Source organism: Klebsiella sp. 2-CIP_Kleb. (assembly GCF_050378715.1).
GTDB lineage: Bacteria > Pseudomonadota > Gammaproteobacteria > Enterobacterales > Enterobacteriaceae > Klebsiella > Klebsiella quasipneumoniae.
Genome location: NZ_JBNRLG010000001.1, coordinates 854,597 through 878,043, shown reverse-complemented (window position 1 = coordinate 878,043; position 23,447 = coordinate 854,597). Strand labels below are relative to the sequence as shown.

Genomic DNA, 23,447 nt, shown 5'->3' with positions numbered 1-23,447 from the left:
AGGAAAAGCCCGCCCGTGCGCCATTGCCAAAGCTGGCATCCCCTTTGCATTAATTATAGTGAGTGAATAAAAGTCCGGGCGACGAACCAATGGCGGTTCGGGTGTCCGTGGATAAAGGCGTCCTGCAGTGCATATGCACTGTCGGGCGCTTTTTTTTTGCGCGTGTGGAGCGGATATGAGCGATAAATTTTCAATTTCACGGCGGCGCTTGCTGCAGGCAGGGGCCGCGCTGGGCGGCGCGATGCTGCTGCCGGGCGTGATGCAGGCCGCATGGGCCGGCGGCTCGGACAGACCGGAGCAGACCACCGTGCGGGTCGGGTTTATTCCGCTGACCGACTGCGCGCCGCTGGCCATCGCCGCGGCGAAGGGGTTTGACAAAAAATATGGCATTAGCCTGGCGCCGAGTAAGGAGGCCAGCTGGGCGGCGGTGCGCGACAAACTGGTGGCCGGTGAACTGGACGCGGCGCATATTCTCTATGGCCTGCTGTACGGACTTGAACTGGGGATCGCCAGCAAGCCGCAGGCGATGGCCAATCTGATGACCCTCAACCGCAATGGTCAGGCCATCACCCTCTCCAGCGAACTGCAGGAGAAAGGGGTGACCGACCTCGGCGGTCTGAAGCGGCTGATCGACCGCATCGCGCCGGGCAGCTACACCTTCGCCCATACCTTTCCCACCGGCACCCATGCTATGTGGCTCTACTACTGGCTGGCGAGCGCCGGCATCGATCCCTTTAACGATGTGCGCACCGTCGTGGTGCCGCCGCCGCAGATGGTGATGAACATGCGCATCGGCAATATGAGCGGCTTTTGCGTCGGCGAGCCGTGGAACGCCCGCGCCATAAACGACCGTATCGGCTTCACCGCGGCCACTTCCCAGGATATCTGGCCCGAGCATCCGGAAAAGGTGCTGGGCGCCCGTCGCGACTGGGTGGAACGCCAGCCGAACACCGCCCGCGCGCTGGTGGCGGCCCTGATGGAGGCGCAGCGCTGGATCGCCGCCTCGGCGGAGAACACCCGGGAGACGGCCCGCCTGCTCGCCAGGCGCGGCTGGCTCAATACCAAAGAGCAGTACCTCACCGGCCGGATGCTTGGGGAGTATGACAACGGCCTCGGCCGCCGCTGGCAGGATCCCCATCCGATGCGCTTTTACGCCGAGGGCGAGGTGAGCTTCCCCTGGCTGTCGGACGGGATGTGGTTCCTCACCCAGTTTCGTCGCTGGGGGCTGCTGAAACAGGCTCCGGATTATCTCGCGGTGGCGTCGCGCATTAATCGCATCGACGTCTGGCAGGCTGCCGCCCAGGCGGTAGGGGGGATCAGCGCGCCGGCAGCCACGATGCGCAGCAGCACACTGATGGACGGTACGGTCTGGAACGGGTCCGACCCGGAAGGCTACGCCCGCCATTTCGCTATTCAACGTAAGGGGGCATGAGATGAAGCAGGCACAACGTAAGCAACCGGTCGTCAGCGTGGAGAACGCGCCTGGCGAAGTGATTCTCCTGCCGCCGGTGCAGGTCCGGCGCACCACGCCAACCGTCACGCGCTGGCTGCGTGAGCTCATCCAGCGCCTGCTGCCCCCGCTGCTGGGGCTGGGGGTGCTGCTGCTGGCCTGGCAGCTGGCGGCGATGCACAGCAAAGGCTTTCCCACGCCGCTGAGCACGCTGGACTCGGCGCTGACCCTGTTTGCCGATCCGTTCTATCAGGACGGGCCGAATGACATGGGCATCGGCTGGAACGTGCTGGCTTCTCTGCAGCGCGTGGCGGTGGGCTTCGGCCTGGCGGCGCTGGCGGGCATTCCGCTGGGTTTTTTGATCGGCCGTTCGCTGTTCTTCGCCCGCATGTTTAATCCGCTGATTGCTCTGCTGCGCCCGGTCAGCCCGCTGGCCTGGCTGCCGATTGGCCTGCTGCTGTTCCAGAAGGCGGAGCCGGCTTCCAGCTGGACCATTTTTATCTGCTCCATCTGGCCGATGGTGATCAACACCGCGGAAGGCGTGCGGCGGATCCCGCAGGACTATCTCAACGTCGCCCGCGTCCTCCAGCTCTCGGAGTGGACGGTGATGCGCAAAATTCTCTTTCCGGCGGTGCTGCCGGCGGTGCTTACCGGCGTGCGCCTCTCCATCGGCATCGCCTGGCTGGTGATCGTGGCGGCGGAAATGCTCACCGGCGGGCTGGGGATCGGCTTCTGGATCTGGAACGAGTGGAACAACCTCAATGTGGAAAACATCATCATCGCCATCGTCATTATCGGCGTCGTCGGCCTGCTGCTGGAGCAGGGTCTGATGCTGCTCGCCCGCCGCTTTAGCTGGCAGGAAAAATAAGGAGCCAACATGAAACCATTAATTCAGGTGCAGGCCGTCAGCCAACGCTTCAACACCGCCAGCGGCGAGTTCCTGGCGCTGCAGAATGTCTCCTTCGATATCGTCGAAGGGGAGACCATTAGCCTGATCGGCCACTCGGGTTGCGGAAAATCGACTCTGCTAAACCTGATCGCCGGGATCACCACCCCTACCGAGGGCGGACTGCTGTGCGATAACCGCGAAATCGCCGGGCCCGGGCCGGAGCGGGCGGTGGTTTTCCAGAACCACTCGCTGCTGCCGTGGCTGAGCTGTTTCGACAATGTGGCGCTGGCGGTGGACCAGGTGTTCCGTCGCACCATGAGCAAGCATGAGCGTCGGGAGTGGATCGAACACAACCTCGCGCGCGTGCAGATGAGTCATGCGCTGCATAAACGGCCCGGGGAGATCTCCGGCGGCATGAAGCAGCGGGTGGGTATCGCCCGGGCGCTGGCGATGAAGCCGAAAGTGCTGCTGCTTGATGAGCCCTTCGGCGCTCTGGACGCGCTGACCCGCGCCCACCTCCAGGACACGGTGATGCAGATTCAGCAGGAGCTCAATACCACCATCGTCATGATCACCCACGACGTTGATGAAGCGGTGCTGCTCTCCGACCGGGTGCTGATGATGACCAACGGCCCGGCAGCGACGGTCGGCGAGATCCTCTCGGTCGATCTGCCGCGTCCGCGCCACCGCGTTCAGCTGGCGGACGACAGCCGGTATCACCATCTGCGCCAGCAGATCCTCCATTTCCTGTATGAAAAACAGCCGAAAGCGGCGTAAGGAGGCGGTCATGACGCGGCGACTGGTGGTGATCGGTAACGGCATGGCGGCCACCCGTCTGGTGCAGCGGCTGGTTGAGCGCGACCCTGCGCGGTTTGCCATTACCGTCGTCGGCGACGAGCCGCACCCGGCCTATAACCGCATCCAGCTCTCGCCGCTGCTGGCTGGCGAAAAAACAGCGGCGCAGCTCCCGTTGCTGCCGGCGGAGTGGTACACCCGGCACGGGGTGTGCCTGCGGTCTGGCGAAGCGGTGAATGAAGTCGATGTTGTGCAACGGCGGCTGCGCATCGCGGAGACCTGGCTGCCGTGGGATGAGCTGGTGTTCGCCACCGGTTCGCGGCCCTTTTTCCCGCCGCTGCCGGGCATTGATCGTCCGCAGGTTATGCCCTTCCGCACCCTGGCGGACGTGGAACGTATTCTGGCGATACCCGGCCCGGCGGTGGTGATTGGCGGTGGGGTGCTGGGGGTGGAAGCGGCGGCAGCGCTGCGTCGTTACGGCGGAGAGGTCACTCTTCTGCATCGCGGCGGCGGATTAATGGCGCCGCTGACCGACGCTTTTGCCGCCGATGAGCTCAGGCAGCAGCTTGAAGCGCGCGGCATTCGCTGTGTGCTGGAGTGCCGGATCGCCGCCATCGACGCCGACGGCGTGCGGCTGGCGGATGGGCGCGTATTCCGCGCCAACAGAGTGGTGCTGGCGACCGGCGTGCAGCCCAACAGCCGTCTGGCGGCGCAGTCCGGTGTGCTGTGCCAGCGGGGGATCGTGGTTGACCGCCAGATGGCCGCCTCGCTGCCGGGGATCAGCGCCATTGGCGAATGTTGCGAAATTGACGGCCACACCTGGGGGCTGGTGGCTCCCTGCCTGCGTCAGGCCGAGGTGCTGGCGGATCGCCTGTGCGGCGTCCCCAGCGCGGGCTTTGTCTGGCAGGACGTCGGCACCCGGCTGAAGGTCACCGGCATTGAACTCTTTAGCGCTGGCGAGCAGCAGGCCGGCGAACAGGATGACATTTTTACCAGCTGGGACCCCATCGACCGCCACTATCGTCGCCTGCTGCTGCGCGACGGCCGCCTGCGCGGCGTGCTGCTGATGGGCAATTGCACTGCCGCCGCCGCGCTCACCGCGCGCCTGGAAAGCGACGAGCCCGCCACCCCGGACTGGCTTTTTGACCCTTCTTCAACGCAGCCGCAGGCTGCAGGAATAATGACGATGACGAAACCTGTATTAGTGCTGGTGGGACATGGCATGGTCGGCCACCATTTTCTCGAACAATGCGTGAGCCGCAACCTGCATGAGCAATATCGTATCGTGGTGTTTGGCGAAGAGCGTTACGCCGCCTACGACCGGGTGCACCTCTCCGAATATTTCGCCGGACGCAGCGCCGAATCGCTGTCGCTGGTGGCCGATGATTTCTTTCACCGGCACGGCATCGAACTCCGCCTCGGCAAGGCGGTGGCGACGATCGACCGCGACGCGCGGCTGGTGCGGGACGCCGAGGGACATGAAACCCACTGGGATAAACTGGTGCTGGCGACCGGCTCCTATCCCTTTGTTCCGCCTGTCCCTGGCAACGATCTCGACGGGTGCTTTGTCTATCGCACCCTTGACGATCTCGACCGCATCGCCGCCCATGCCGCCGCGGCGAAGCGCGGGGTGGTGATCGGTGGCGGCCTGCTCGGGCTGGAGGCCGCCAACGCCCTGAAACAGCTGGGGCTGGAGACGCACGTGGTGGAGTTTGCCCCGAACCTGATGGCCGTCCAGCTGGATAACGGCGGGGCGGCGATGCTGCGGGAGAAGATCGTCGCCCTCGGCGTGGGGGTGCATACCAGCAAAGCCACCACCGCCATCGTGAGCGAGGCCGACGGCCTGAGGCTGAACTTTGCCGACGGTGGCACGCTGTTGACCGACATGGTGGTCTTCTCGGCGGGGATCCGCCCGCAGGACGCGCTGGCCCGCGGCTGCGCGCTGCAGGTCGGCGAGCGCGGGGGGATTGGCATTGATGGCCAGTGCCGCACCTCTGACCCGGACGTGCTGGCGATAGGCGAATGCGCCCTGTGGGATAATAAAATTTACGGCCTGGTGGCGCCGGGCTATCAGATGGCGCGGATCGCCGCAGCCACCCTCGCAGGAGAGGACGCCTGCTTTAGCGGTGCCGACATGAGCACCAAACTGAAGCTGCTGGGGGTTGACGTGGCCTCGTTTGGCGATGCGCAGGGGCGCACGCCGGGCTGCCAGAGCTATCAATGGACCGACGGTCCGCAGCAGGTTTACAAAAAAATCGTCGTCAGTCAGGACGGCAAAGCCCTGCTTGGCGGCGTGCTGGTGGGGGACGCCAGCGACTATGCCACGCTGCTGCAGATGATGCTGAACGGCATGGCGCTGCCGCCGCGTCCGGAGAGCCTGATCCTGCCGGCGCTGGAGGGGGCCGCGCCGAAGGCGCTGGGGGTGGCGGCGCTGCCCGACAGCGCGCCGATCTGCTCCTGCCATAGCGTCAGCAAAGGCGATATCTGCCAGGCGGTGAACAATGGCGCGGGGGATATGGCGGCGATAAAAAGCTGCACCAGAGCGGCCACCGGCTGCGGCGGCTGCAGCGCGCTGGTGAAACAGGTGATGGAGTACCAGCTGGCGGCGCAGGGCGTCGAAGTGAAAAAAGACGTCTGCGAGCATTTCCCGTGGTCGCGCCAGGAGATCTACCACCTGGTGCGGGTCAACCATATCCATACCTTCGAGCAGCTGATTAGCCGCTACGGCCAGGGGCACGGCTGCGAGGTTTGTAAACCGCTGGTGGCCTCGGTGCTGGCCTCCTGCTGGAACGAATACCTGCTGAAGCCGGCGCACCTGCCGCTGCAGGATACCAACGATCGCTATTTCGCCAACATTCAGAAGGACGGAACCTATTCGGTGGTGCCGCGGATGGCGGCGGGGGAAGTGACGCCGGACGGGCTGATCGCCATCGGGCAGATCGCCAAACGTTATCAGCTCTACAGCAAAGTGACCGGCGGCCAGCGCATCGACCTGTTTGGCGCGCAGCTGGAACAGCTGCCGGCTATCTGGCGCGAGCTGGCCGACGCCGGGTTTGAAACCGGCCACGCTTATGGCAAGTCGCTGCGCACGGTGAAGTCCTGCGTCGGCGCAACCTGGTGTCGCTACGGCGTGCAGGACTCCACCGGGCTCGCGGTGCGGCTTGAGCATCGCTATAAAGGGCTACGCGCCCCGCACAAGATCAAGATGGCGGTCTCTGGCTGCACCCGCGAGTGCGCCGAAGCCCAGGGCAAAGATATCGGAGTGATTGCCACCGACAAAGGCTGGAATCTCTACGTCTGCGGCAACGGCGGAATGAAACCGCGTCACGCCGACCTGTTTGCCAGCGATCTCGACGAAGCGACGCTGATCCGCAGCATCGATCGTCTGCTGATGTTCTATATCCGTACCGCCGACCGCCTGCAGCGCACCAGCACCTGGATGGACAACCTGGAGGGCGGCGTCGCCTACCTGCGGCAGGTGGTGCTGGAGGATAGCCTCGGCATTGGCGAGGAGCTGGAGCAGGAGATGGCCCGCATCGTCGACAGCTACCAGTGCGAGTGGCAGACCACCCTCAACGATCCGCAGCGTCTGGCGCTGTTCCGCTCCTTCGTTAACAGCGACCAGCCCGACGAGGCGGTGCAGCGCCACGATCTGCGCGGTCAGCCGCAGCCGTTGCCTGCTGAAGCGTTGCCCGAAGGCGAACTCCCATCCCGGCCGTGGCAGGCGATTTGCGACCTTGACGCCATTCCGGCGCAGGCGGGGATCGGCGCCCGGTTAGGCGAGCGGCAGATCGCCCTGTTCCGCTTCGGCGATCGGGTGTATGCCCTGGACAACCGCGAGCCGGGCAGCGCGGCCAACGTGCTGTCGCGGGGGCTGTTAGGGGACGTCAGCGGGGAACCGGTGGTGATCTCCCCGCTGTACAAACAGCGGATTCGCCTGCGCGACGGCTGGCCGTGCGACGGCGGTGAACAGGCGGTGCGCGCCTGGCCGGTGAAAGTGGAAAACGGCAAAGTGTGGGTGGGCAGCCAGCAGCTGCTGGCGCGAGCGGAGGCCTCATGATGAAGACCATCCGAACGACCTGTCCCTACTGCGGCGTAGGCTGTGGGGTGCTGGCGAGCGTAGATGACGCGGGGCGGGTGAGCGTGCGCGGCGACGACCAGCACCCGGCCAACCTCGGCCGTCTGTGCGTCAAAGGGGCTGCCCTCGGGGAGACCACGGGCCTGGCGGGGCGGCTATTGGCGCCGGAGGTGGACGGCCAGAAGGTGACCTGGCCTCAGGCGCTGGCGGAGACCGCTTCTCGCCTGCAACAGGTTATCGACCAGCACGGCCCGCAGGCGGTGGCCTTCTACGCCTCCGGCCAGCTGTTAACCGAGGATTACTATGCCGCCAACAAGCTGATGAAGGGGTTTATCGGCGCGGCGAACATCGACACCAATTCGCGGCTATGCATGTCGTCGGCGGTGACCGGCTACAAGCGGGCCTTTGGCGCCGACGTGGTGCCCTGTAGCTATGAGGATGTGGAAAACAGCGATCTGGTGGTGGTGGTCGGCTCAAACGCTGCCTGGGCGCATCCGGTGCTGTACCAGCGTCTGGCGCAGGCGAAGCGGGGCAATCCCCGGTTGCAGATCGTGGCGATCGATCCCCGACGCACCGCCACCTGCGAGATCGCCGATCGCCATCTGGCGCTGGCGCCGGGAAGCGACGGCGGGCTGTTCGTGGGGTTGCTTAACGCCCTGGCGCAGGCCGGAGCCTGCGTCGACGGTTTTCGCGATGGCTCGCAGGCGCTGGCCGAAGCGAGTGGCTGGGACGTGGCGAAGGTGGCTGATTTTTGCGGCCTGGCTGCCGATGAGGTGGCGGGTTTCTATCGCGATTTTATCGCCGCCCCGCGGGCCATCACCCTCTACACCATGGGAATTAACCAGTCAGCCAGCGGCAGCGACAAATGTAATGCCATCATCAACGTCCATCTGGCTAGCGGAAAGTATGGCCGCCGCGGCTGCGGCCCCTTTTCGCTGACCGGTCAACCCAACGCCATGGGGGGGCGCGAAGTTGGTGGGCTGGCGACGATGCTGGCGGCGCACATGGATTTTGTGCCGGCCGATCTGCAGCGGCTGGCCCGCTTTTGGGGAACCGAGCGGCTGGCGCAGACCCCGGGGTTGACCGCCGTGGAGCTGTTTGCCGCCATCGGCCGCGGCGAGGTGAAAGCGGTCTGGATCATGGGCACCAATCCGGTGGTGTCCCTCCCCGACAGCCACGCGGTGAGCCAGGCGCTGGCCGGCTGTCCGCTGGTGATCGTCTCGGATGTTGCCGCTGAGACGGATACCGGACATTTCGCCCACATCCGTTTTCCGGCGCTGGCCTGGGGCGAGAAAAATGGCACGGTCACCAACTCGGAGCGGCGCATCTCCCGTCAGCGCAGCTTTCTGCCGCCGCCGGGGGAGGCGAAAGCGGACTGGTGGATCATCGCCCGAGTGGGGCAGGCGCTGGGATATCGCGAGGCGTTTGCCTGGCAGCATCCGCATGACGTTTTCCGCGAGCATGCGGCGCTGTCCGGTTTCGAAAACGACGGCCAGCGGGCGTTTGATATCGGCGCGCTGGCGGATCTCAGCCGCGAGGCGTGGGACGCCATGGCGCCGGTCCGCTGGCCAGTCAGCCGCCGCCGCGCCGACCTGGATGTCACGCGCGGCTGGCATCGCGATGGCCGGTTGCGAATGGTGCCGGTGACGCCTCAGCCGACCCGGGCGGCAACCGATGTCTTTTATCCGCTGATCCTCAACAGCGGGCGGATCCGCGATCAGTGGCACACCATGACCCGCACCGGTGCTGTGCCGCGGCTGATGCAGCATATCGCGGAGCCGGTGGTGGAGGTGGCGCCGCAGGACGCCGTTCGCTACCAGCTTGTCGCCGATGGGCTGGCGCGGATCTGGTCGCGCCATGGGGTGATGGTGGCGAAAGTGGCGATCAGCGAAGGCCAGCGCCCCGGCTCGCTGTTTGTCCCCATGCACTGGAACAATCAGTTCGCCCGCCAGGGGCGGGTGAATAACCTGCTGGCCGCCGTCACGGACCCGCATTCCGCCCAGCCGGAGAGTAAACAGGCGGCGGTGGCCATCGCCGCCTGGCAGCCAGCCTGGCACAGCGAACTGTTTTGTCGCGAACCGCTGCTATTTCCTGCGGCCTGGCACTGGCGGCGGCGGGCGGCGACAGGAGTGCTGCACTACTCGCTGGCCGGGGAGGCGTCAGCCCGCCAGTGGCTCAGGGTCTGGTGCGAGCAGCGCGGCTGGCAGCTGCAGATAGCAGACGGCGGCGCAGTGTGGAACCTACTGGCGTGGCATCAGGGGAGGCTGATGCTGGGCTGGTGGAGCGATGCGCGCGAGCCGGCGGTGGATAGCGCGGGAGTAAGCGCCGCCTTCGCCACGCCGCCGTCCGATGCCGCCCGGCGCCATGCGCTGCTCAGCGGCCGACCGGACGCTGCCGCCGCGCCGCCGGGGCGGATTGTCTGCAGCTGCTTTGGGGTCGGCGAGCGGGCGATCGGCGAGGCCATCGCCAGCGGCTGCGCCAGCGTCGGGGCTTTGGGCGCCAGGCTGAAGTGCGGGACCAACTGCGGCTCCTGCGTGCCGGAGCTCAACGCGCTGCTGGCGACGCAACCGGCCCGCGCCGGGGCCTAACGGCGGGGCGATATCTTCTGTGGTTGGGCGACAGATTGCCCAACCGGTTTCAGCATATTCCTGGAATTGTCCTCAGGGCTGCGGGAGAGGGGAAAAAACGATAAACTAAAACCATCTTCCAATTTTTTCTGCGAGCCCGCGCAAAACCAGTTGATGCCTGTGTCGTACCGTTTGCTGCCATCCCTGATCATTCTCCTGCTGCTGCCGGGCGTTCCCGTCTGGGCGCTGACCGCCAGTCACACCACTCTTACTCCCCAGGAAGAACCTTCCTTGCCCGATTTGGGGATCGCCCCGCAGGTCGATGACGACGCCAGACACTTTGCCGAAGTGGCTAAGAAGTTCGGCGAGGCCAGCATGAGCGATAACGGACTGACGGCGGGCGAACAGGCGCAGATGTTCGCCATTAACAAACTCGGCAATGAAGTGAGCCACCAGCTGGAGAGCTGGCTCTCGCCATGGGGCAACGCCAATGTCGACCTGCTGGTCGATAAAGAGGGGAAGTTCACCGGCAGTAAAGGGAGCTGGTTCGTGCCATTGCAGGATAACGATCGCTACCTGACGTGGAACCAGTATTCGGTGACCCGGCGCGAGAACGATCTGGTGGGCAACATTGGGCTTGGCCAGCGCTGGCGGGTCGGCGGCTGGCTGCTGGGCTATAACTCGTTTTATGACAAGGTGCTGAGCGAAAGCCTGGCTCGCGGCAGCGTCGGCGCCGAGGCGTGGGGAGAATATCTCCGCCTGTCGGCGAACTACTACCATCCGCTGGGCGACTGGCAGCTGCGGGAGAATCAAACCCAGGAGCAGCGGATGGCCGCAGGGTATGACGTTACCGCCCAGGCGCGACTGCCGTTTTATGAGCACATCAACACCAGCGTCAGCGTCGAACAATACTTCGGCGACAGCGTCGATCTGTTTCACACCGGCACTGGCTACCATAACCCGGTGGCCGTCTCCGTCGGGCTCAATTACACCCCGGTCCCGCTGGTCACCGTGACCGCCAAACATAAGCAAGGGGAAAATGGCGTCAGCCAGAATAACGTTGGCCTGAAGCTCAACTACCGCTTTGGTGTGCCGCTCAAGCAGCAGCTGGCGGCGGACGAGGTGGCGTTCAGCAACTCGCTGCGCGGCAGCCGCTTCGACAGCCCGGAGCGGGATAATCTGCCGGTAGTGGAGTATCGGCAGCGCAAAAATCTGACGGTCTATCTGGCCACGCCGCCCTGGGATCTACAGTCCGGGGAGACGGTGCAGCTGAAGCTGCAGATCCATAGTCTGCACGGTATCAAGTCGCTGCACTGGCAGGGCGACACCCAGGCGCTCAGCCTGACGCCGCCGGTGGATGCCCGCAGCCCCGATGGCTGGAGCGTGATTATGCCGGTGTGGAACAGTGAACCGGGCGCCGCGAACCGCTGGCGCCTGTCGGTGGTGGTAGAGGATAAACAGGGGCAGCGCGTCTCATCCAATGAGATCGCCCTGGCGCTGACCGAGCCGCTGGTCAAGTTCACCGCGCCAGGCGTCTCCTGGACGGACTCGCCTTAAAAAATTCGCTCCTGGTGGACCCATACCGCGGCTTCCACCCGGGATTTGAGCTTCATTTTCTTCAGCATGTGCTTGACGTGCACTTTGACGGTGCTTTCGGTGATATCCAGCCGGCGGGCGATCATTTTGTTCGGCAGCCCCTGGGCGATAAGCTTGAGGATGTCGCGCTCGCGCGGGGTCAACTGGCTGATGTCGCGATCGGAGGTGGCGCGGTTGGCGCGCAGGCTGGCGGCCAGCACCGGGGTTAACGCTTCGCTTAATACCATTTCTCCGGCGGCCGCCTGCTGCAGCGCTTTCAGCAGATCTTCCGGCTCCATGTCTTTCAGCAGATAGCCATCGGCGCCGCGCTTGAGGGCGGTAACAACGTCCTCTTCATGGTTAGAGACGCTGAAGACCACCACCCGCCCAGACAGCGATTTCTCACGCAGTTTGTCCAGCGTTTCCAGGCCATTCATGCCCGGCATATTGAGGTCCAGCAGGATCAGATCCGGATCCAGCGACTCCGCCAGCTCGATACCTTGCGCGCCATTGCTGGCTTCGCCAATCACCTGGATGTCCGGCGCCATGCTAATCAATTGTTTCACGCCGGTGCGCAGCATCGGATGGTCGTCAATGAGAAGGATGGTTGCCCGTTCCTGTTGACTCATGGGGGTCTCCTTATTGGATGGAAAACGTTTTTTCCGGGATAAACGTGACGATCACTTCGGTCCCGCCGGTTTCCCGGCGCCGAACCTGACAGTCGCCGCGCAGGCTTTGCGCGCGATCCCGCATAATAATTAAACCGTAATGGTTACTCCGCTCGGCGTGGTCCGGCACGCCGCGGCCGTTATCCGCCACCACCAGACGGACCTGGTTATCGCGTTGTGACACCGTCACGGTCACTTCCGTCGCGCTGGCATGCTTCAGGGCGTTGCTTAACGCTTCGCGGGCGATCTGCAGCAGGTGTATGGCCTGATGCGACGGCACAAAGCGCGGCGGAAGCTGATAATCAAGCTGCACCGTAAAGCCGAAGTGGGCGCTGTACTCCTGACAGCTGGCCTCCAGCGCCGGGCGCAGGCCCGGCTCGGTCAACTGCAGGCGGAAGGTGGTTAACAGCTCCCGCAGTTGGGCCCACGAGGTATTCAGCTCGTTACGTATTTGCCCCAGCAGCTGGCGGCTCTCCGCCGGCAAGGCGTCGCCTTGCATCTGCAGACAGCTAACCTGCATCTTCATACAGGATAGCGACTGGGCTATGGAGTCATGCAGCTCGCGAGCGATAGTGGCCCGCTCTTCCATGACGATCAGCTGCTGCTGTTTCTCCTGATGGCGGTCCAGCGCCAGGGTGCTGGTCAGTTGTTCAACCAACGTATCCACCAGCTGCTGCTGATCGTGGCTGAGATGACGGCCAACCGGCAGCGTCGCCAGCAGGATGCCGTACTGATTATGCGCATCCGACAGCCGCCACTTCAGCGTTGTGCCGCCATCCGGTAGCGGCGGCAGGTTGCGTGGGCAGAGGTAGCAGCCCATGTCATCACATTCATTATCCGAGTGGCAGGTAAACTCCTGATGGTTGTCTTCATCTTCCAGATCGTAGACCCGCACCTCGATATCGCGCAGCAGCGTCAGACCCTGCAGACCGTTCAGCACCGGCGAAATGCGTTCGCAGAGCGGGGCGTTGGCGTGCAGCCGGCGGTTGGCCTGCCATAAGAAGGCGAGGATCTCGTTCTTCTGTTCCAGCCCGGCGGTCTTCTCCTGCACCCGGCGCTCCAGCACGGCGTAGCTTTCCGCCAGCTCTTCCGACATGTTATTTAGCGCCATGCCGAGAGTCGCCATTTCGTTGCGCCCGCTGATGTGCGCCCGCTGGGTGAAATCACGCTGGCTCACCGCTCGCGCCATGCTCAGCAGCTGTTTCCATGGCCGCAGCAGCCGCGCGCGTAGCCAGATGATGGTGAAGATCAGCAGTAGCGCCATGCCGATGGCGAGGAGGCGATGGATCCAGACTACCCGTTCGATACGCTGCTCGGTGGTATGGTCGAATGCGGTCACCAGCTGGTCGATACGATCGACAAAGTCGGCGACATCCTGGGCGACCTCCGCCTGGTTGACCGCGCGCTGCATGCCGGGAGCCAGCGACAGCTGCCAGTACTGCTGCAGGGCCTGCAGCTGGCGCTCCTGTCCGTCGCGGCGGGCGGAGTTTTGCAGCTCCGGACTGAAGACGGTGGCGGTCATATCATCGACCAGCTTTTGATCGTGTTCATTCAGCGGGATCGCCGCCAGCAGCCGGTAGCTCTGCATGCGTAATGATCCGGCTTTGTTAATGGCGTGCGCGCTGCCCTGTACGCCGTTGACCAGGCGCGCGGAGATCGCCATGCCGGCGACGCCTGTAAGGGTGGCAAGCAGGACGATCAACGCCAGTTGATTGACCAGCGTCAGCGGGGTAAAAAGACGTTTTAACATGGAATGCGTGGCTCCTGACCGGTCGTGTCTCCGGGAGTGGCGCTTATTCTCGACTATCCCCTGGAGTATACCCATACCCCCAAAGAGTTACTCCTTAATTGTCGGTGGTAGGCACCGTTGGGAGAGGGGTTATACGCATCCCGGCAGCCGTGTGAAAAACCACACTTTTTTTCCCACCATTCTCTACTCACTTCGGAGCATGGTCTATTTTTGCACAAATTAGTCCGCGCTTTTCCTTTGATTTATATCAACTTACCGCCCCGGGCAACCCCTAAGGTAGCGGCAGGAAATATGAATAATCAGAGGTATCTATGAGTCAATCTTCCCTCCCGGAGAAGGCTAATCGCTCGGTCATTACCGACTGGCGGCCTGAAGATCCTGAATTCTGGCAACAGCGCGGCCACCATGTGGCGAGCCGCAATTTATGGATCTCCGTTCCCTGTCTGTTACTGGCGTTCTGCGTATGGATGTTGTTCAGCGCCGTTGCCGTTAACCTCAACAAAGTGGGCTTTCAGTTTACGACCGATCAGCTGTTTATGCTGACCGCGCTGCCGGCGCTCTCCGGCGCGTTGTTGCGCGTGCCTTACGCCTTTATGGTGCCGCTGTTCGGCGGCCGTCGCTGGACGGCGTTCAGCACCGGGATCATGATTGTGCCGTGCGTGTGGCTGGGCTTTGCGGTCCAGGATACTTCCACGCCGTTTAGCGTCTTCGTCATCATCTCTCTGCTGTGCGGCTTCGCCGGGGCCAACTTCGCCTCCAGTATGGCCAACATCAGTTTTTTCTTCCCGAAAGCGAAGCAGGGCGGGGCGCTGGGCGTCAACGGCGGCCTCGGCAATATGGGCGTCAGCGTGATGCAGCTGGTCGCACCGCTGGTGGTGTCGGTCTCGGTGTTTGCCATTTTTGGCGGGACGGGCAGCCAGCAGCCGGATGGCTCGATGCTGTATCTGGAAAACGCCGCGTGGATCTGGGTACCTTTCCTGATTATCTTCACCCTGGCGGCGTGGTTCTTTATGAACGACCTGTCCGCTTCCAAAGCCTCGCTGAGCGAACAGCTGCCGGTGCTTAAACGCCTGCATCTGTGGATCATGGCGCTGCTCTATCTGGCGACCTTCGGCTCCTTTATCGGTTTCTCCGCCGGTTTTGCCATGCTGTCGAAAACCCAGTTCCCGGACGTGCAGATCCTGCACTACGCTTTCTTCGGTCCGTTTATTGGCGCGCTGGCGCGTTCGATGGGCGGGGCGATCTCCGACCGTCTCGGCGGTACCCGCGTGACGCTGGTGAACTTCGTGGTGATGGCTGTCTTCTGCGCGCTGCTGTTCCTGACGCTGCCGACCAATGGCCAGGGCGGCAACTTCATCGCCTTCTTTGCAGTGTTTATGGTGCTGTTCCTTACCGCCGGGCTGGGCAGCGCCTCCACCTTCCAGATGATCTCCGTGATCTTCCGTAAGCTGACCATGGACCGGGTGAAGGCCCAGGGCGGCAGCGAAGCCCAGGCGATGCGCGAGGCGGCGACCGATACCGCGGCGGCGCTGGGCTTTATCTCCGCCATTGGCGCCATCGGCGGCTTCTTTATTCCGAAGGCGTTCGGAATCTCGCTGGATCTGACCGGCTCGCCGGCCGGCGCGATGAAAGTCTTCCTGATCTTCTATATTGCCTGCGTAATCATCACCTGGGCGGTATACGGCCGTAAGCGTCAGTAATTCGCCATAGTCGATGTCGCTTCATACAGGCGCACTCCTGAGGGAGGCGCCTTTTTTACTGGCTTAATTAGTTACAACATACTATTGGGCTTTTTTATTCATTTTGGCCACTGAGCCGGGAAGGGATGGCTTACCAGCGTCACCGCTCTACCCCTTAATACCTCCCTGGTGAACAATTCCGCGCCCGGTGAGCCATTTTCCGATAAAAAACCTTAAAAAACAGCAAATTAAAAAACTGAGTTTTGTACCACCTTGGTGGTAATTGCCAATTTGCGCCACGTTAACAAGCCAGTCCGTATTGATCGCTATCAATTCCCGCCCGCTTTCATAGCGTTACCTTCGCTGCAAATCCAGCAATGTCGATTTATCAGAGAGCCGTCAGGCTCCATATCAGGAGAAACCCGATGAGTAAATTCCTGGACCGGTTTCGCTACTTCAAACAGAAGGGTGAAACCTTTGCCGATGGGCACGGCCAGCTTCTAAACACCAACCGGGACTGGGAGGATGGATACCGTCAACGTTGGCAGCATGACAAAATTGTGCGTTCCACTCACGGTGTTAACTGCACCGGTTCATGCAGCTGGAAGATTTATGTCAAAAACGGGCTGGTGACCTGGGAAACCCAGCAAACGGACTATCCGCGCACCCGTCCGGACCTGCCAAACCACGAACCGCGCGGCTGCCCGCGCGGCGCCAGCTACTCCTGGTATCTGTACAGCGCGAACCGCCTGAAATACCCGCTGATGCGCAAACGCCTGATGAAGATGTGGCGGGAGGCGAAGGTTCAGCATAGCGATCCGGTCGCGGCATGGGCCTCGATTATCGAAGACGCCGACAAAGCCAAAAGCTTCAAACAGGCTCGCGGTCGCGGCGGGTTTGTCCGCTCCTCATGGCAGGAAGTGAACGAGCTGATTGCCGCCTCCAACGTCTATACCGTGAAAACTTACGGTCCGGACCGCGTGGCCGGCTTCTCGCCGATCCCGGCGATGTCGATGGTCTCCTACGCCTCCGGCGCCCGTTACCTGTCGCTTATCGGCGGCACTTGCCTGAGCTTCTACGACTGGTACTGCGACCTGCCGCCGGCCTCGCCGATGACCTGGGGCGAGCAGACCGATGTGCCGGAATCCGCCGACTGGTACAACTCCAGCTATATCATCGCCTGGGGCTCCAACGTGCCGCAGACCCGTACCCCGGATGCGCACTTCTTTACTGAAGTTCGCTATAAAGGGACCAAAACCGTGGCTATCACTCCGGACTACGCCGAAATCGCCAAGCTCTGCGATCTGTGGCTGGCGCCGAAGCAGGGTACCGATGCCGCGATGGCGCTGGCGATGGGCCACGTGATGCTGCGTGAGTTCCATCTTGATAAGCCGAGCCAGTATTTCACCGATTACGTGCGTCGCTACACCGACATGCCGATGCTGGTGATGCTTGAGGAGCGCGACGGCTATTACGCCGCCGGCCGCACGCTGCGCGCGTCCGACCTCGTGGATTCCCTTGGTCAGGAAAAGAATCCGGAATGGAAGACCGTCGCCTTTGACGAGAAAGGCGATCTCACCGTGCCGAACGGTTCCCTCGGATTCCGCTGGGGCGATAAAGGCAAATGGAACCTCGAACAGCGCGATGGCAAAACCGGCGAAGAGATTGAGCTGCGTCTGAGTCTGCTCGGCAGCCATGACGAGGTGGCGGACGTTGGCTTCCCGTACTTTGGCGGCGAAGGTTCTGAGCACTTCAACAAAGTCGCTCTTGAAAACATTCTACTGCACAAACTGCCGGTCAAACGCCTGCAGCTGGCCGACGGCTCCAGCGCGCTGGTGACCACCGTGTACGATCTGACCATGGCCAACTATGGCCTGGAGCGCGGTCTGAACGATGACAACTGCGCCGCCAGCTATGATGAAGTGAAAGCCTACACCCCGGCCTGGGCGGAGAAAATTACCGGTGTCTCCCGCGCGCATATCATCCGTACCGCCCGCGAGTTTGCCGATAACGCCGATAAAACCCATGGTCGCTCGATGATTATCGTCGGGGCGGGTCTCAACCACTGGTTCCACCTCGACATGAACTACCGCGGTCTGATCAACATGCTGATCTTCTGCGGCTGCGTCGGCCAGAGCGGTGGCGGTTGGGCGCACTATGTGGGCCAGGAAAAACTGCGTCCACAGACCGGCTGGCAGCCGCTGGCGTTCGCCCTTGACTGGCAGCGTCCGGCACGCCATATGAACAGCACCTCGTACTTTTACAACCACTCCAGCCAGTGGCGCTATGAAACCGTGACCGCGCAGGAGCTGCTGTCGCCGATGGCGGATAAATCCCGCTACAGCGGCCATCTGATCGACTTCAACGTCCGCGCCGAGCGGATGGGCTGGCTGCCGTCGGCGCCGCAGCTGGGCGTTAACCCGCTGCGCATCGCCGATGAGGCGAAAAAAGCCGGCATGACGCCGGTGGATTACACCGTCAAATCCCTGAAAGAGGGATCGATTCGCTTTGCGGCGGAGCAGCCGGAAAACGGTAAAAACCATCCGCGTAACCTGTTTATCTGGCGTTCCAACCTGCTGGGCTCCTCCGGTAAAGGCCATGAGTACATGCTCAAGTACCTGCTGGGTACGGAGAACGGCATTCAGGGTAAAGACCTTGGCAAGCAGGGCGGCGTGAAGCCGGAAGAAGTCGAATGGCGAGATAACGGCCTCGACGGCAAGCTGGATCTCGTGGTGACTCTCGACTTCCGTCTGTCGAGCACCTGTCTCTACTCAGACATCGTGCTGCCGACCGCCACCTGGTATGAAAAAGACGACATGAATACCTCGGATATGCATCCGTTTATTCATCCGCTGTCGGCGGCCGTTGACCCGGCCTGGGAATCGAAGAGCGACTGGGATATCTATAAAGGTATCGCGAAGAAATTCTCTGAACTGTGCGTGGGTCACCTCGGTAAAGAAACCGACGTCGTTACGCTGCCGATCCAGCATGATTCCGCCGCGGAAATGGCGCAGCCGCTGGACGTCAAAGACTGGAAGAAGGGCGAATGTGACCTGATTCCGGGGAAAACCGCACCGCATATTATTCCGGTCGAGCGTGATTATCCGGCGACTTACGAGCGCTTCACCTCTATTGGCCCGCTGCTGGAAACCATCGGCAACGGCGGGAAAGGCATCGCCTGGAATACCCAGAGCGAAATGGACCTGCTGCGTAAGCTCAACTACACCAAGGCGGAAGGCCCGGCGAAAGGTCAGCCGAAGCTGGAGACGGCCATTGACGCCGCGGAGATGATCCTCACCCTGGCACCGGAAACGAACGGTCAGGTGGCGGTGAAGGCGTGGAAAGCGCTGAGCGAGATCACCGGCCGTGAGCACGCGCACCTGGCGCTGAACAAAGAAGACGAGAAGATCCGTTTCCGCGACATTCAGGCGCAGCCGCGGAAAATTATCTCCAGCCCGACCTGGTCAGGTCTGGAAGACGAACACGTCTCCTATAACGCCGGATACACCAACGTTCACGAGCTGATCCCATGGCGTACCCTGTCCGGTCGTCAGTCGCTGTATCAGGATCACCAGTGGATGCGCGACTTTGGCGAAAGCCTGCTGGTTTATCGTCCGCCGATTGACACCCGCTCGGTGAAAGCGGTGATGGGCGAGAAGTCCAACGGCAACCCTGAGAAGGCGCTGAACTTCCTGACCCCGCACCAGAAATGGGGTATCCACTCGACCTACAGCGATAACCTGCTGATGCTGACCCTGTCACGCGGCGGACCGATCGTCTGGATGAGCGAGGCGGATGCGAAAGATCTGGGGATCGAAGATAACGACTGGATCGAAGTGTTCAACGCCAACGGCGCCCTGACGGCGCGCGCCGTGGTGAGCCAGCGCGTGCCGGCCGGGATGACCATGATGTACCACGCGCAGGAACGCATCGTAAACCTGCCAGGCTCTGAAGTTACCGGCCAGCGCGGCGGGATCCACAACTCGGTTACCCGTATTACGCCGAAACCGACCCATATGATCGGCGGCTATGGCCATCTGGCCTATGGCTTTAACTACTACGGCACCGTCGGCTCCAACCGCGATGAGTTTGTGGTGGTACGTAAGATGAAGAACATTAACTGGTTAGACGGCGAAGGCAATGACCAGGTACAGGAGAGCGTAAAATGAAAATTCGTTCACAAGTCGGCATGGTGCTGAATCTCGATAAGTGCATCGGCTGCCACACCTGCTCGGTCACCTGTAAAAACGTCTGGACCAGCCGGGAAGGGATGGAGTACGCCTGGTTCAATAACGTGGAGAGTAAGCCTGGCGTCGGTTTTCCGAACGACTGGGAAAACCAGGAGAAATGGAAGGGCGGCTGGATCCGCAAAATCAACGGCAAGCTGCAGCCGCGCATGGGCAACCGCGCGATGCTGTTAGGTAAAATCTTCGCGAACCCGCATCTGCCGGGCATCGATGATTACTACGAGCCGTTCGATTACGACTACCAGAACCTGCATAACGCCCCGGAGAGTAAACACCAGCCGATCGCCCGTCCGCGCTCGCTGATCACCGGCCAACGGATGGACAAGATCACCAGCGGTCCGAACTGGGAAGAGATCCTCGGCGGCGAGTTTGAAAAGCGCGCCAAAGACCAGAACTTCGACAACATGCAGAAGGCGATGTACGGCCAGTTCGAGAACACCTTCATGATGTATCTGCCGCGCCTGTGCGAGCACTGCCTGAACCCGGCGTGCGTCGCGACCTGCCCGAGCGGCGCCATCTATAAGCGTGAAGAAGACGGCATCGTGCTCATCGACCAGGACAAGTGCCGCGGCTGGCGGATGTGCATCACCGGCTGCCCGTACAAGAAAATCTACTTCAACTGGAAGAGCGGAAAGTCCGAAAAGTGCATCTTCTGCTACCCGCGTATTGAATCCGGAATGCCGACGGTATGCTCCGAAACCTGCGTGGGCCGAATCCGCTATCTCGGCGTCCTGTTGTATGACGCGGATGCGATCGAAAATGCCGCCAGCACCGAGAACGAGAAAGATCTCTATCAGCGTCAACTGGACGTGTTCCTCGATCCGAACGACCCGAAAGTGATTGAGCAGGCGCTGAAAGATGGCGTACCGCAGGGGGTGATTGAAGCCGCGCAGCAGTCGCCTGTCTGGAAAATGGCGATGGACTGGAAGCTGGCCCTGCCGCTGCACCCGGAATATCGCACCCTGCCGATGGTCTGGTACGTGCCGCCGCTGTCGCCGATTCAGTCCGCCGCCGATGCCGGCGAACTCGGCAGCAATGGGATCCTGCCGGACGTGGAAAGCCTGCGTATTCCGGTGCAGTATCTGGCGAACCTGCTGACCGCCGGCGATACCCAACCGGTCCTGTTGGCCCTGAAGCGGATGCTGGCGATGCGTCACTATAAGCGGGCGGAAACCGTTGACGGCGTTGTCGATACCCGCGCGCTGGATGAGGTGGGCTTAAGCGAAGCGCAGGCTCAGGAGATGTACCGCTACCTGGCGATCGCTAACTACGAAGATCGTTTCGTGGTGCCAAGCAGCCATCGTGAACAGGCGCGGGAAGCGTTCCCGGAGAAAAACGGCTGCGGCTTTAGCTTTGGTGACGGCTGCCACGGCTCTGACAGCCAGTTCAACCTGTTCAACAGCCGTCGCATCGACGCCATCGACGTGACCAGCAAAACGGAGCCGCACGCATGATTGAACTTGTGATTGTGTCGCGCCTGCTCGAATACCCTGACGCTGCCTTATGGCAGCATCAGCAGGAGATGTTCGAGGCGCTTGCGTCATCAGAGAAACTCAGCAAAGAGGATGCTCACGCGCTGGGCGTTTTTCTGCGCGATCTGCTGACTCAGGATCCGCTGGATGCCCAGGCGGCCTATAGCGAACTGTTTGACCGCGGCCGGGCCACCTCGCTGCTGCTGTTTGAACACGTGCACGGCGAATCCCGCGATCGCGGGCAGGCGATGGTTGATCTGATGGCGCAGTATGAGCGCCACGGTCTGCTGCTCGATAGCCATGAGTTGCCGGATCATCTGCCGTTGTATCTGGAGTATCTGGCGCAGCTGCCGGAAGAGGAAGCGCTTGGCGGCCTGCGGGACGTTGCGCCGATCCTCGGCCTGCTCAGCGCGCGGCTGCAGCAGCGCGAGAGCCGCTATGCGGTGCTGTTCGAACTGCTGCTGAAGCTGGCAAACACTCAGGTCGACAGCCAGAAGGTGGCGGAGAAGATTGCCGACGAAGCCCGCGACGATACGCTGCAGGCGCTGGACGCGGTCTGGGAAGAAGAACAGGTGAAATTCTTTGCCGACCAGGGCTGCGGCGAGTCGGAGATTTCCGCTCACCAGCGTCGTTTTGCCGGAGCCGTGGCCCCGCAATATCTGAATATCTCTAACGGAGGACAGCAATAATGCACTTCCTGAATATGTTCTTCTTTGACATTTATCCGTACATTGCGGGTTCAGTGTTCCTGATCGGCAGTTGGCTGCGCTACGACTACGGTCAGTACACCTGGCGCGCCGCCTCCAGCCAGATGCTGGACCGTAAGGGAATGAACCTGGCGTCGAACCTGTTCCATATCGGCATCCTCGGCATTTTCGCCGGCCACTTCCTCGGCATGCTGACCCCGCACTGGATGTATGAATCCTTCCTGCCGATCGACGTCAAGCAGAAGATGGCGATGATCGCCGGCGGCGCCTGCGGCGTGATGACCCTGGTGGGCGGTTTACTGCTGCTTAAGCGTCGTTTGCTCAGCCCACGCGTGCGTGCCACCACCACCGGCGCGGATATTCTGATCCTCTCCCTGCTGATGGTGCAGTGTGCGCTGGGTCTACTGACGATCCCATTCTCTGCCCAGCATATGGACGGCAGCGAAATGATGAAGCTGGTCGGCTGGGCGCAGTCGGTGGTCACCTTCCACGGCGGTGCGTCGCAGCACCTGGATGGCGTGGCGTTTATCTTCCGCGTCCACCTGGTGCTGGGGATGACCCTGTTCCTGCTGTTCCCATTCTCTCGCCTGGTTCATATCTGGAGCGCGCCGGTAGAGTACCTGACGCGCAAATACCAGATTGTCCGCGCCCGTCGCTAACTGGCCCGCGACCGCTGACTGACCCCGCCCTGGCGGGGTTTTTTTTCGCCCCAGCCGAGGTTATTCCCGGCGGCGGCAAATAGAATAAGCATCCCGCCGAGCAACTGCACAGGGGTTAACGCATGATGGAAGACCAGATAGTCGACCCCCATCGCCATCAACGGATAAATAAAGGAGAGCGAACCGGTAATGGGCGTCGGCAGCTTCTGTATCGCGCTATATAAAAGCTGATACATGATCCCGGTATGGACGACACCGAGGATCAGCAGATAGCGCCAGGGGAAGCTGGCAGAAAAGTCGGGCATTTGCACCAGCGGCAGCAGCATCACGACGCCGACGAGCACCTGAATAAAGGCAATATGCTGAGCAGGGAGCGGATGCAGTTTGCGGGCGATGATGGCGGTCAGGGCATAGAAAAATGCCGCGCCTAATGCCAGCAAAACGCCGGCCGTGAGACTTTCGCCGTGCGTCGGGGCAAGCTCGCTTGACAGCAGGATCACCACGCCGCCGAAGGCCAGCAGTAACCATCCCCATTTTACGGCGCTGACCCGTTCCCCCAACACCATGCCCATCAGCACCAGCATAAACGGCTGGGTGTTGTAGACCACCGTGGCCATGCCAATTGAAATACGCGAGTAGGCGGCAAACAGCAGCAGCCAGTTGATGACCAGCGCGATGCCGCCAAGTACCGCGAGGGCGAGGGTGAAGCGCGTGAGACGACTGAAGGGCTGGCGGCTGAGAATGATGAACAGCAGCAGGGTGAGCGCGCCAATCAGGCAGCGCCAGAACACCACATCAATTACCGGCAAACCAGAGAGCAGCACGAACGCGCCGATCGAGCCAGAAATTATCATCGCCAGGCTCATTTGCCAGACGCCGCGGGTAATTTGCATATTTCACCTCCAGAAGTT

General features: G+C 61.9%; 14 protein-coding genes. 11 read left to right on the top strand and 3 right to left on the bottom strand.

Features of this window, described 5'->3' with window-relative positions; all coding sequences use genetic code 11:
- Window positions 1-175 precede the first annotated feature (175 nt).
- The 6 genes from ACQUTP_RS04365 to ACQUTP_RS04340 all read left to right on the top strand — a co-directional run bounded on the left by ACQUTP_RS04365 (window position 176) and on the right by ACQUTP_RS04340 (window position 11,336).
- Complete coding sequence (locus ACQUTP_RS04365; RefSeq protein ID WP_205608484.1) at window positions 176-1,432, top strand: CmpA/NrtA family ABC transporter substrate-binding protein; 1,257 nt, start codon at window positions 176-178, stop codon at window positions 1,430-1,432.
- A 1-nt stretch (window position 1,433) separates the two neighbouring features.
- A complete protein-coding gene (gene ntrB / locus ACQUTP_RS04360; protein ID WP_004203197.1) occupies window positions 1,434-2,318 on the top strand; it encodes a nitrate ABC transporter permease in 885 nt (294 codons plus the stop codon).
- A 9-nt stretch (window positions 2,319-2,327) separates the two neighbouring features.
- Window positions 2,328-3,116: an ABC transporter ATP-binding protein gene (locus tag ACQUTP_RS04355; protein ID WP_080846902.1), complete on the top strand. Its 789-nt coding sequence runs from the start codon at window positions 2,328-2,330 to the stop codon at window positions 3,114-3,116.
- A 10-nt stretch (window positions 3,117-3,126) separates the two neighbouring features.
- The gene (gene nirB / locus ACQUTP_RS04350) at window positions 3,127-7,194 is read left to right on the top strand and encodes a nitrite reductase large subunit NirB (protein WP_285754972.1); all 4,068 of its coding nucleotides are present in this window, start codon (window positions 3,127-3,129) and stop codon (window positions 7,192-7,194) included.
- Entirely contained in the window at window positions 7,194-9,800 is a 2,607-nt protein-coding gene (locus ACQUTP_RS04345) for a nitrate reductase (protein ID WP_211773942.1), read from the top strand. Before nirB ends, ACQUTP_RS04345 begins: the two co-directional genes overlap by 1 nt.
- A gap of 153 nt (window positions 9,801-9,953) precedes the next feature.
- Window positions 9,954-11,336, top strand: coding sequence for a YchO/YchP family invasin (locus ACQUTP_RS04340; protein WP_057215924.1), 1,383 nt, complete (start codon window positions 9,954-9,956; stop codon window positions 11,334-11,336).
- Here ACQUTP_RS04340 and narL read toward each other — a convergent pair.
- Together narL and narX are read right to left on the bottom strand one after the other, a co-directional pair.
- The gene (gene narL / locus ACQUTP_RS04335; RefSeq protein WP_002910198.1) at window positions 11,333-11,983 is read right to left on the bottom strand and encodes a two-component system response regulator NarL; all 651 of its coding nucleotides are present in this window, start codon (window positions 11,981-11,983) and stop codon (window positions 11,333-11,335) included. The two genes, ACQUTP_RS04340 and narL, sit on opposite strands and share 4 nt — an antisense overlap.
- A 10-nt stretch (window positions 11,984-11,993) precedes the next feature.
- Complete coding sequence (gene narX, locus ACQUTP_RS04330) at window positions 11,994-13,772, bottom strand: nitrate/nitrite two-component system sensor histidine kinase NarX (protein ID WP_285754970.1); 1,779 nt, start codon at window positions 13,770-13,772, stop codon at window positions 11,994-11,996.
- 311 nt (window positions 13,773-14,083) lie between these two features.
- Between narX and ACQUTP_RS04325 the strand changes: the two genes are divergently transcribed.
- The 5 genes from ACQUTP_RS04325 to narI all read left to right on the top strand — a co-directional run bounded on the left by ACQUTP_RS04325 (window position 14,084) and on the right by narI (window position 22,536).
- Window positions 14,084-15,472, top strand: coding sequence for a NarK family nitrate/nitrite MFS transporter (locus ACQUTP_RS04325; protein ID WP_004203185.1), 1,389 nt, complete (start codon window positions 14,084-14,086; stop codon window positions 15,470-15,472).
- 404 nt (window positions 15,473-15,876) lie between these two features.
- Window positions 15,877-19,620, top strand: a complete 3,744-nt coding sequence (locus tag ACQUTP_RS04320; protein ID WP_023318562.1) for a nitrate reductase subunit alpha — start codon at window positions 15,877-15,879, stop codon at window positions 19,618-19,620.
- Window positions 19,617-21,152: a nitrate reductase subunit beta gene (gene narH, locus ACQUTP_RS04315; RefSeq protein WP_004203183.1), complete on the top strand. Its 1,536-nt coding sequence runs from the start codon at window positions 19,617-19,619 to the stop codon at window positions 21,150-21,152. The genes ACQUTP_RS04320 and narH overlap by 4 nt, the downstream gene beginning before the upstream one ends.
- Entirely contained in the window at window positions 21,149-21,859 is a 711-nt protein-coding gene (narJ, locus tag ACQUTP_RS04310) for a nitrate reductase molybdenum cofactor assembly chaperone (RefSeq protein ID WP_049003801.1), read from the top strand. Before narH ends, narJ begins: the two co-directional genes overlap by 4 nt.
- Window positions 21,859-22,536: a respiratory nitrate reductase subunit gamma gene (gene narI / locus ACQUTP_RS04305; RefSeq protein WP_002910189.1), complete on the top strand. Its 678-nt coding sequence runs from the start codon at window positions 21,859-21,861 to the stop codon at window positions 22,534-22,536. Before narJ ends, narI begins: the two co-directional genes overlap by 1 nt.
- Here narI and ACQUTP_RS04300 read toward each other — a convergent pair.
- The gene (locus ACQUTP_RS04300) at window positions 22,533-23,429 is read right to left on the bottom strand and encodes a DMT family transporter (RefSeq protein WP_135711939.1); all 897 of its coding nucleotides are present in this window, start codon (window positions 23,427-23,429) and stop codon (window positions 22,533-22,535) included. The two genes, narI and ACQUTP_RS04300, sit on opposite strands and share 4 nt — an antisense overlap.
- Window positions 23,430-23,447 lie beyond the last annotated feature (18 nt).

Excerpts from the sequence above, each read along its gene's own strand:
- nirB (WP_285754972.1), top strand. The coding sequence starts at position 3,127 with ATGACGCGGCGACTGGTGGTGATCGGTAACGGCATGGCGGCCACCCGT.
- ACQUTP_RS04300 (WP_135711939.1), bottom strand. The coding sequence starts at position 23,429 with ATGCAAATTACCCGCGGCGTCTGGCAAATGAGCCTGGCGATGATAATT.
- ACQUTP_RS04340 (WP_057215924.1), top strand. The coding sequence starts at position 9,954 with ATGCCTGTGTCGTACCGTTTGCTGCCATCCCTGATCATTCTCCTGCTG.
- narJ (WP_049003801.1), top strand. The coding sequence starts at position 21,149 with ATGATTGAACTTGTGATTGTGTCGCGCCTGCTCGAATACCCTGACGCT.
- ACQUTP_RS04325 (WP_004203185.1), top strand. The coding sequence starts at position 14,084 with ATGAGTCAATCTTCCCTCCCGGAGAAGGCTAATCGCTCGGTCATTACC.
- ACQUTP_RS04365 (WP_205608484.1), top strand. The coding sequence starts at position 176 with ATGAGCGATAAATTTTCAATTTCACGGCGGCGCTTGCTGCAGGCAGGG.
- ACQUTP_RS04345 (WP_211773942.1), top strand. The coding sequence starts at position 7,194 with ATGAAGACCATCCGAACGACCTGTCCCTACTGCGGCGTAGGCTGTGGG.
- narH (WP_004203183.1), top strand. The coding sequence starts at position 19,617 with ATGAAAATTCGTTCACAAGTCGGCATGGTGCTGAATCTCGATAAGTGC.
- narL (WP_002910198.1), bottom strand. The coding sequence starts at position 11,983 with ATGAGTCAACAGGAACGGGCAACCATCCTTCTCATTGACGACCATCCG.
- narI (WP_002910189.1), top strand. The coding sequence starts at position 21,859 with ATGCACTTCCTGAATATGTTCTTCTTTGACATTTATCCGTACATTGCG.
- ntrB (WP_004203197.1), top strand. The coding sequence starts at position 1,434 with ATGAAGCAGGCACAACGTAAGCAACCGGTCGTCAGCGTGGAGAACGCG.
- narX (WP_285754970.1), bottom strand. The coding sequence starts at position 13,772 with ATGTTAAAACGTCTTTTTACCCCGCTGACGCTGGTCAATCAACTGGCG.
- ACQUTP_RS04320 (WP_023318562.1), top strand. The coding sequence starts at position 15,877 with ATGAGTAAATTCCTGGACCGGTTTCGCTACTTCAAACAGAAGGGTGAA.
- ACQUTP_RS04355 (WP_080846902.1), top strand. The coding sequence starts at position 2,328 with ATGAAACCATTAATTCAGGTGCAGGCCGTCAGCCAACGCTTCAACACC.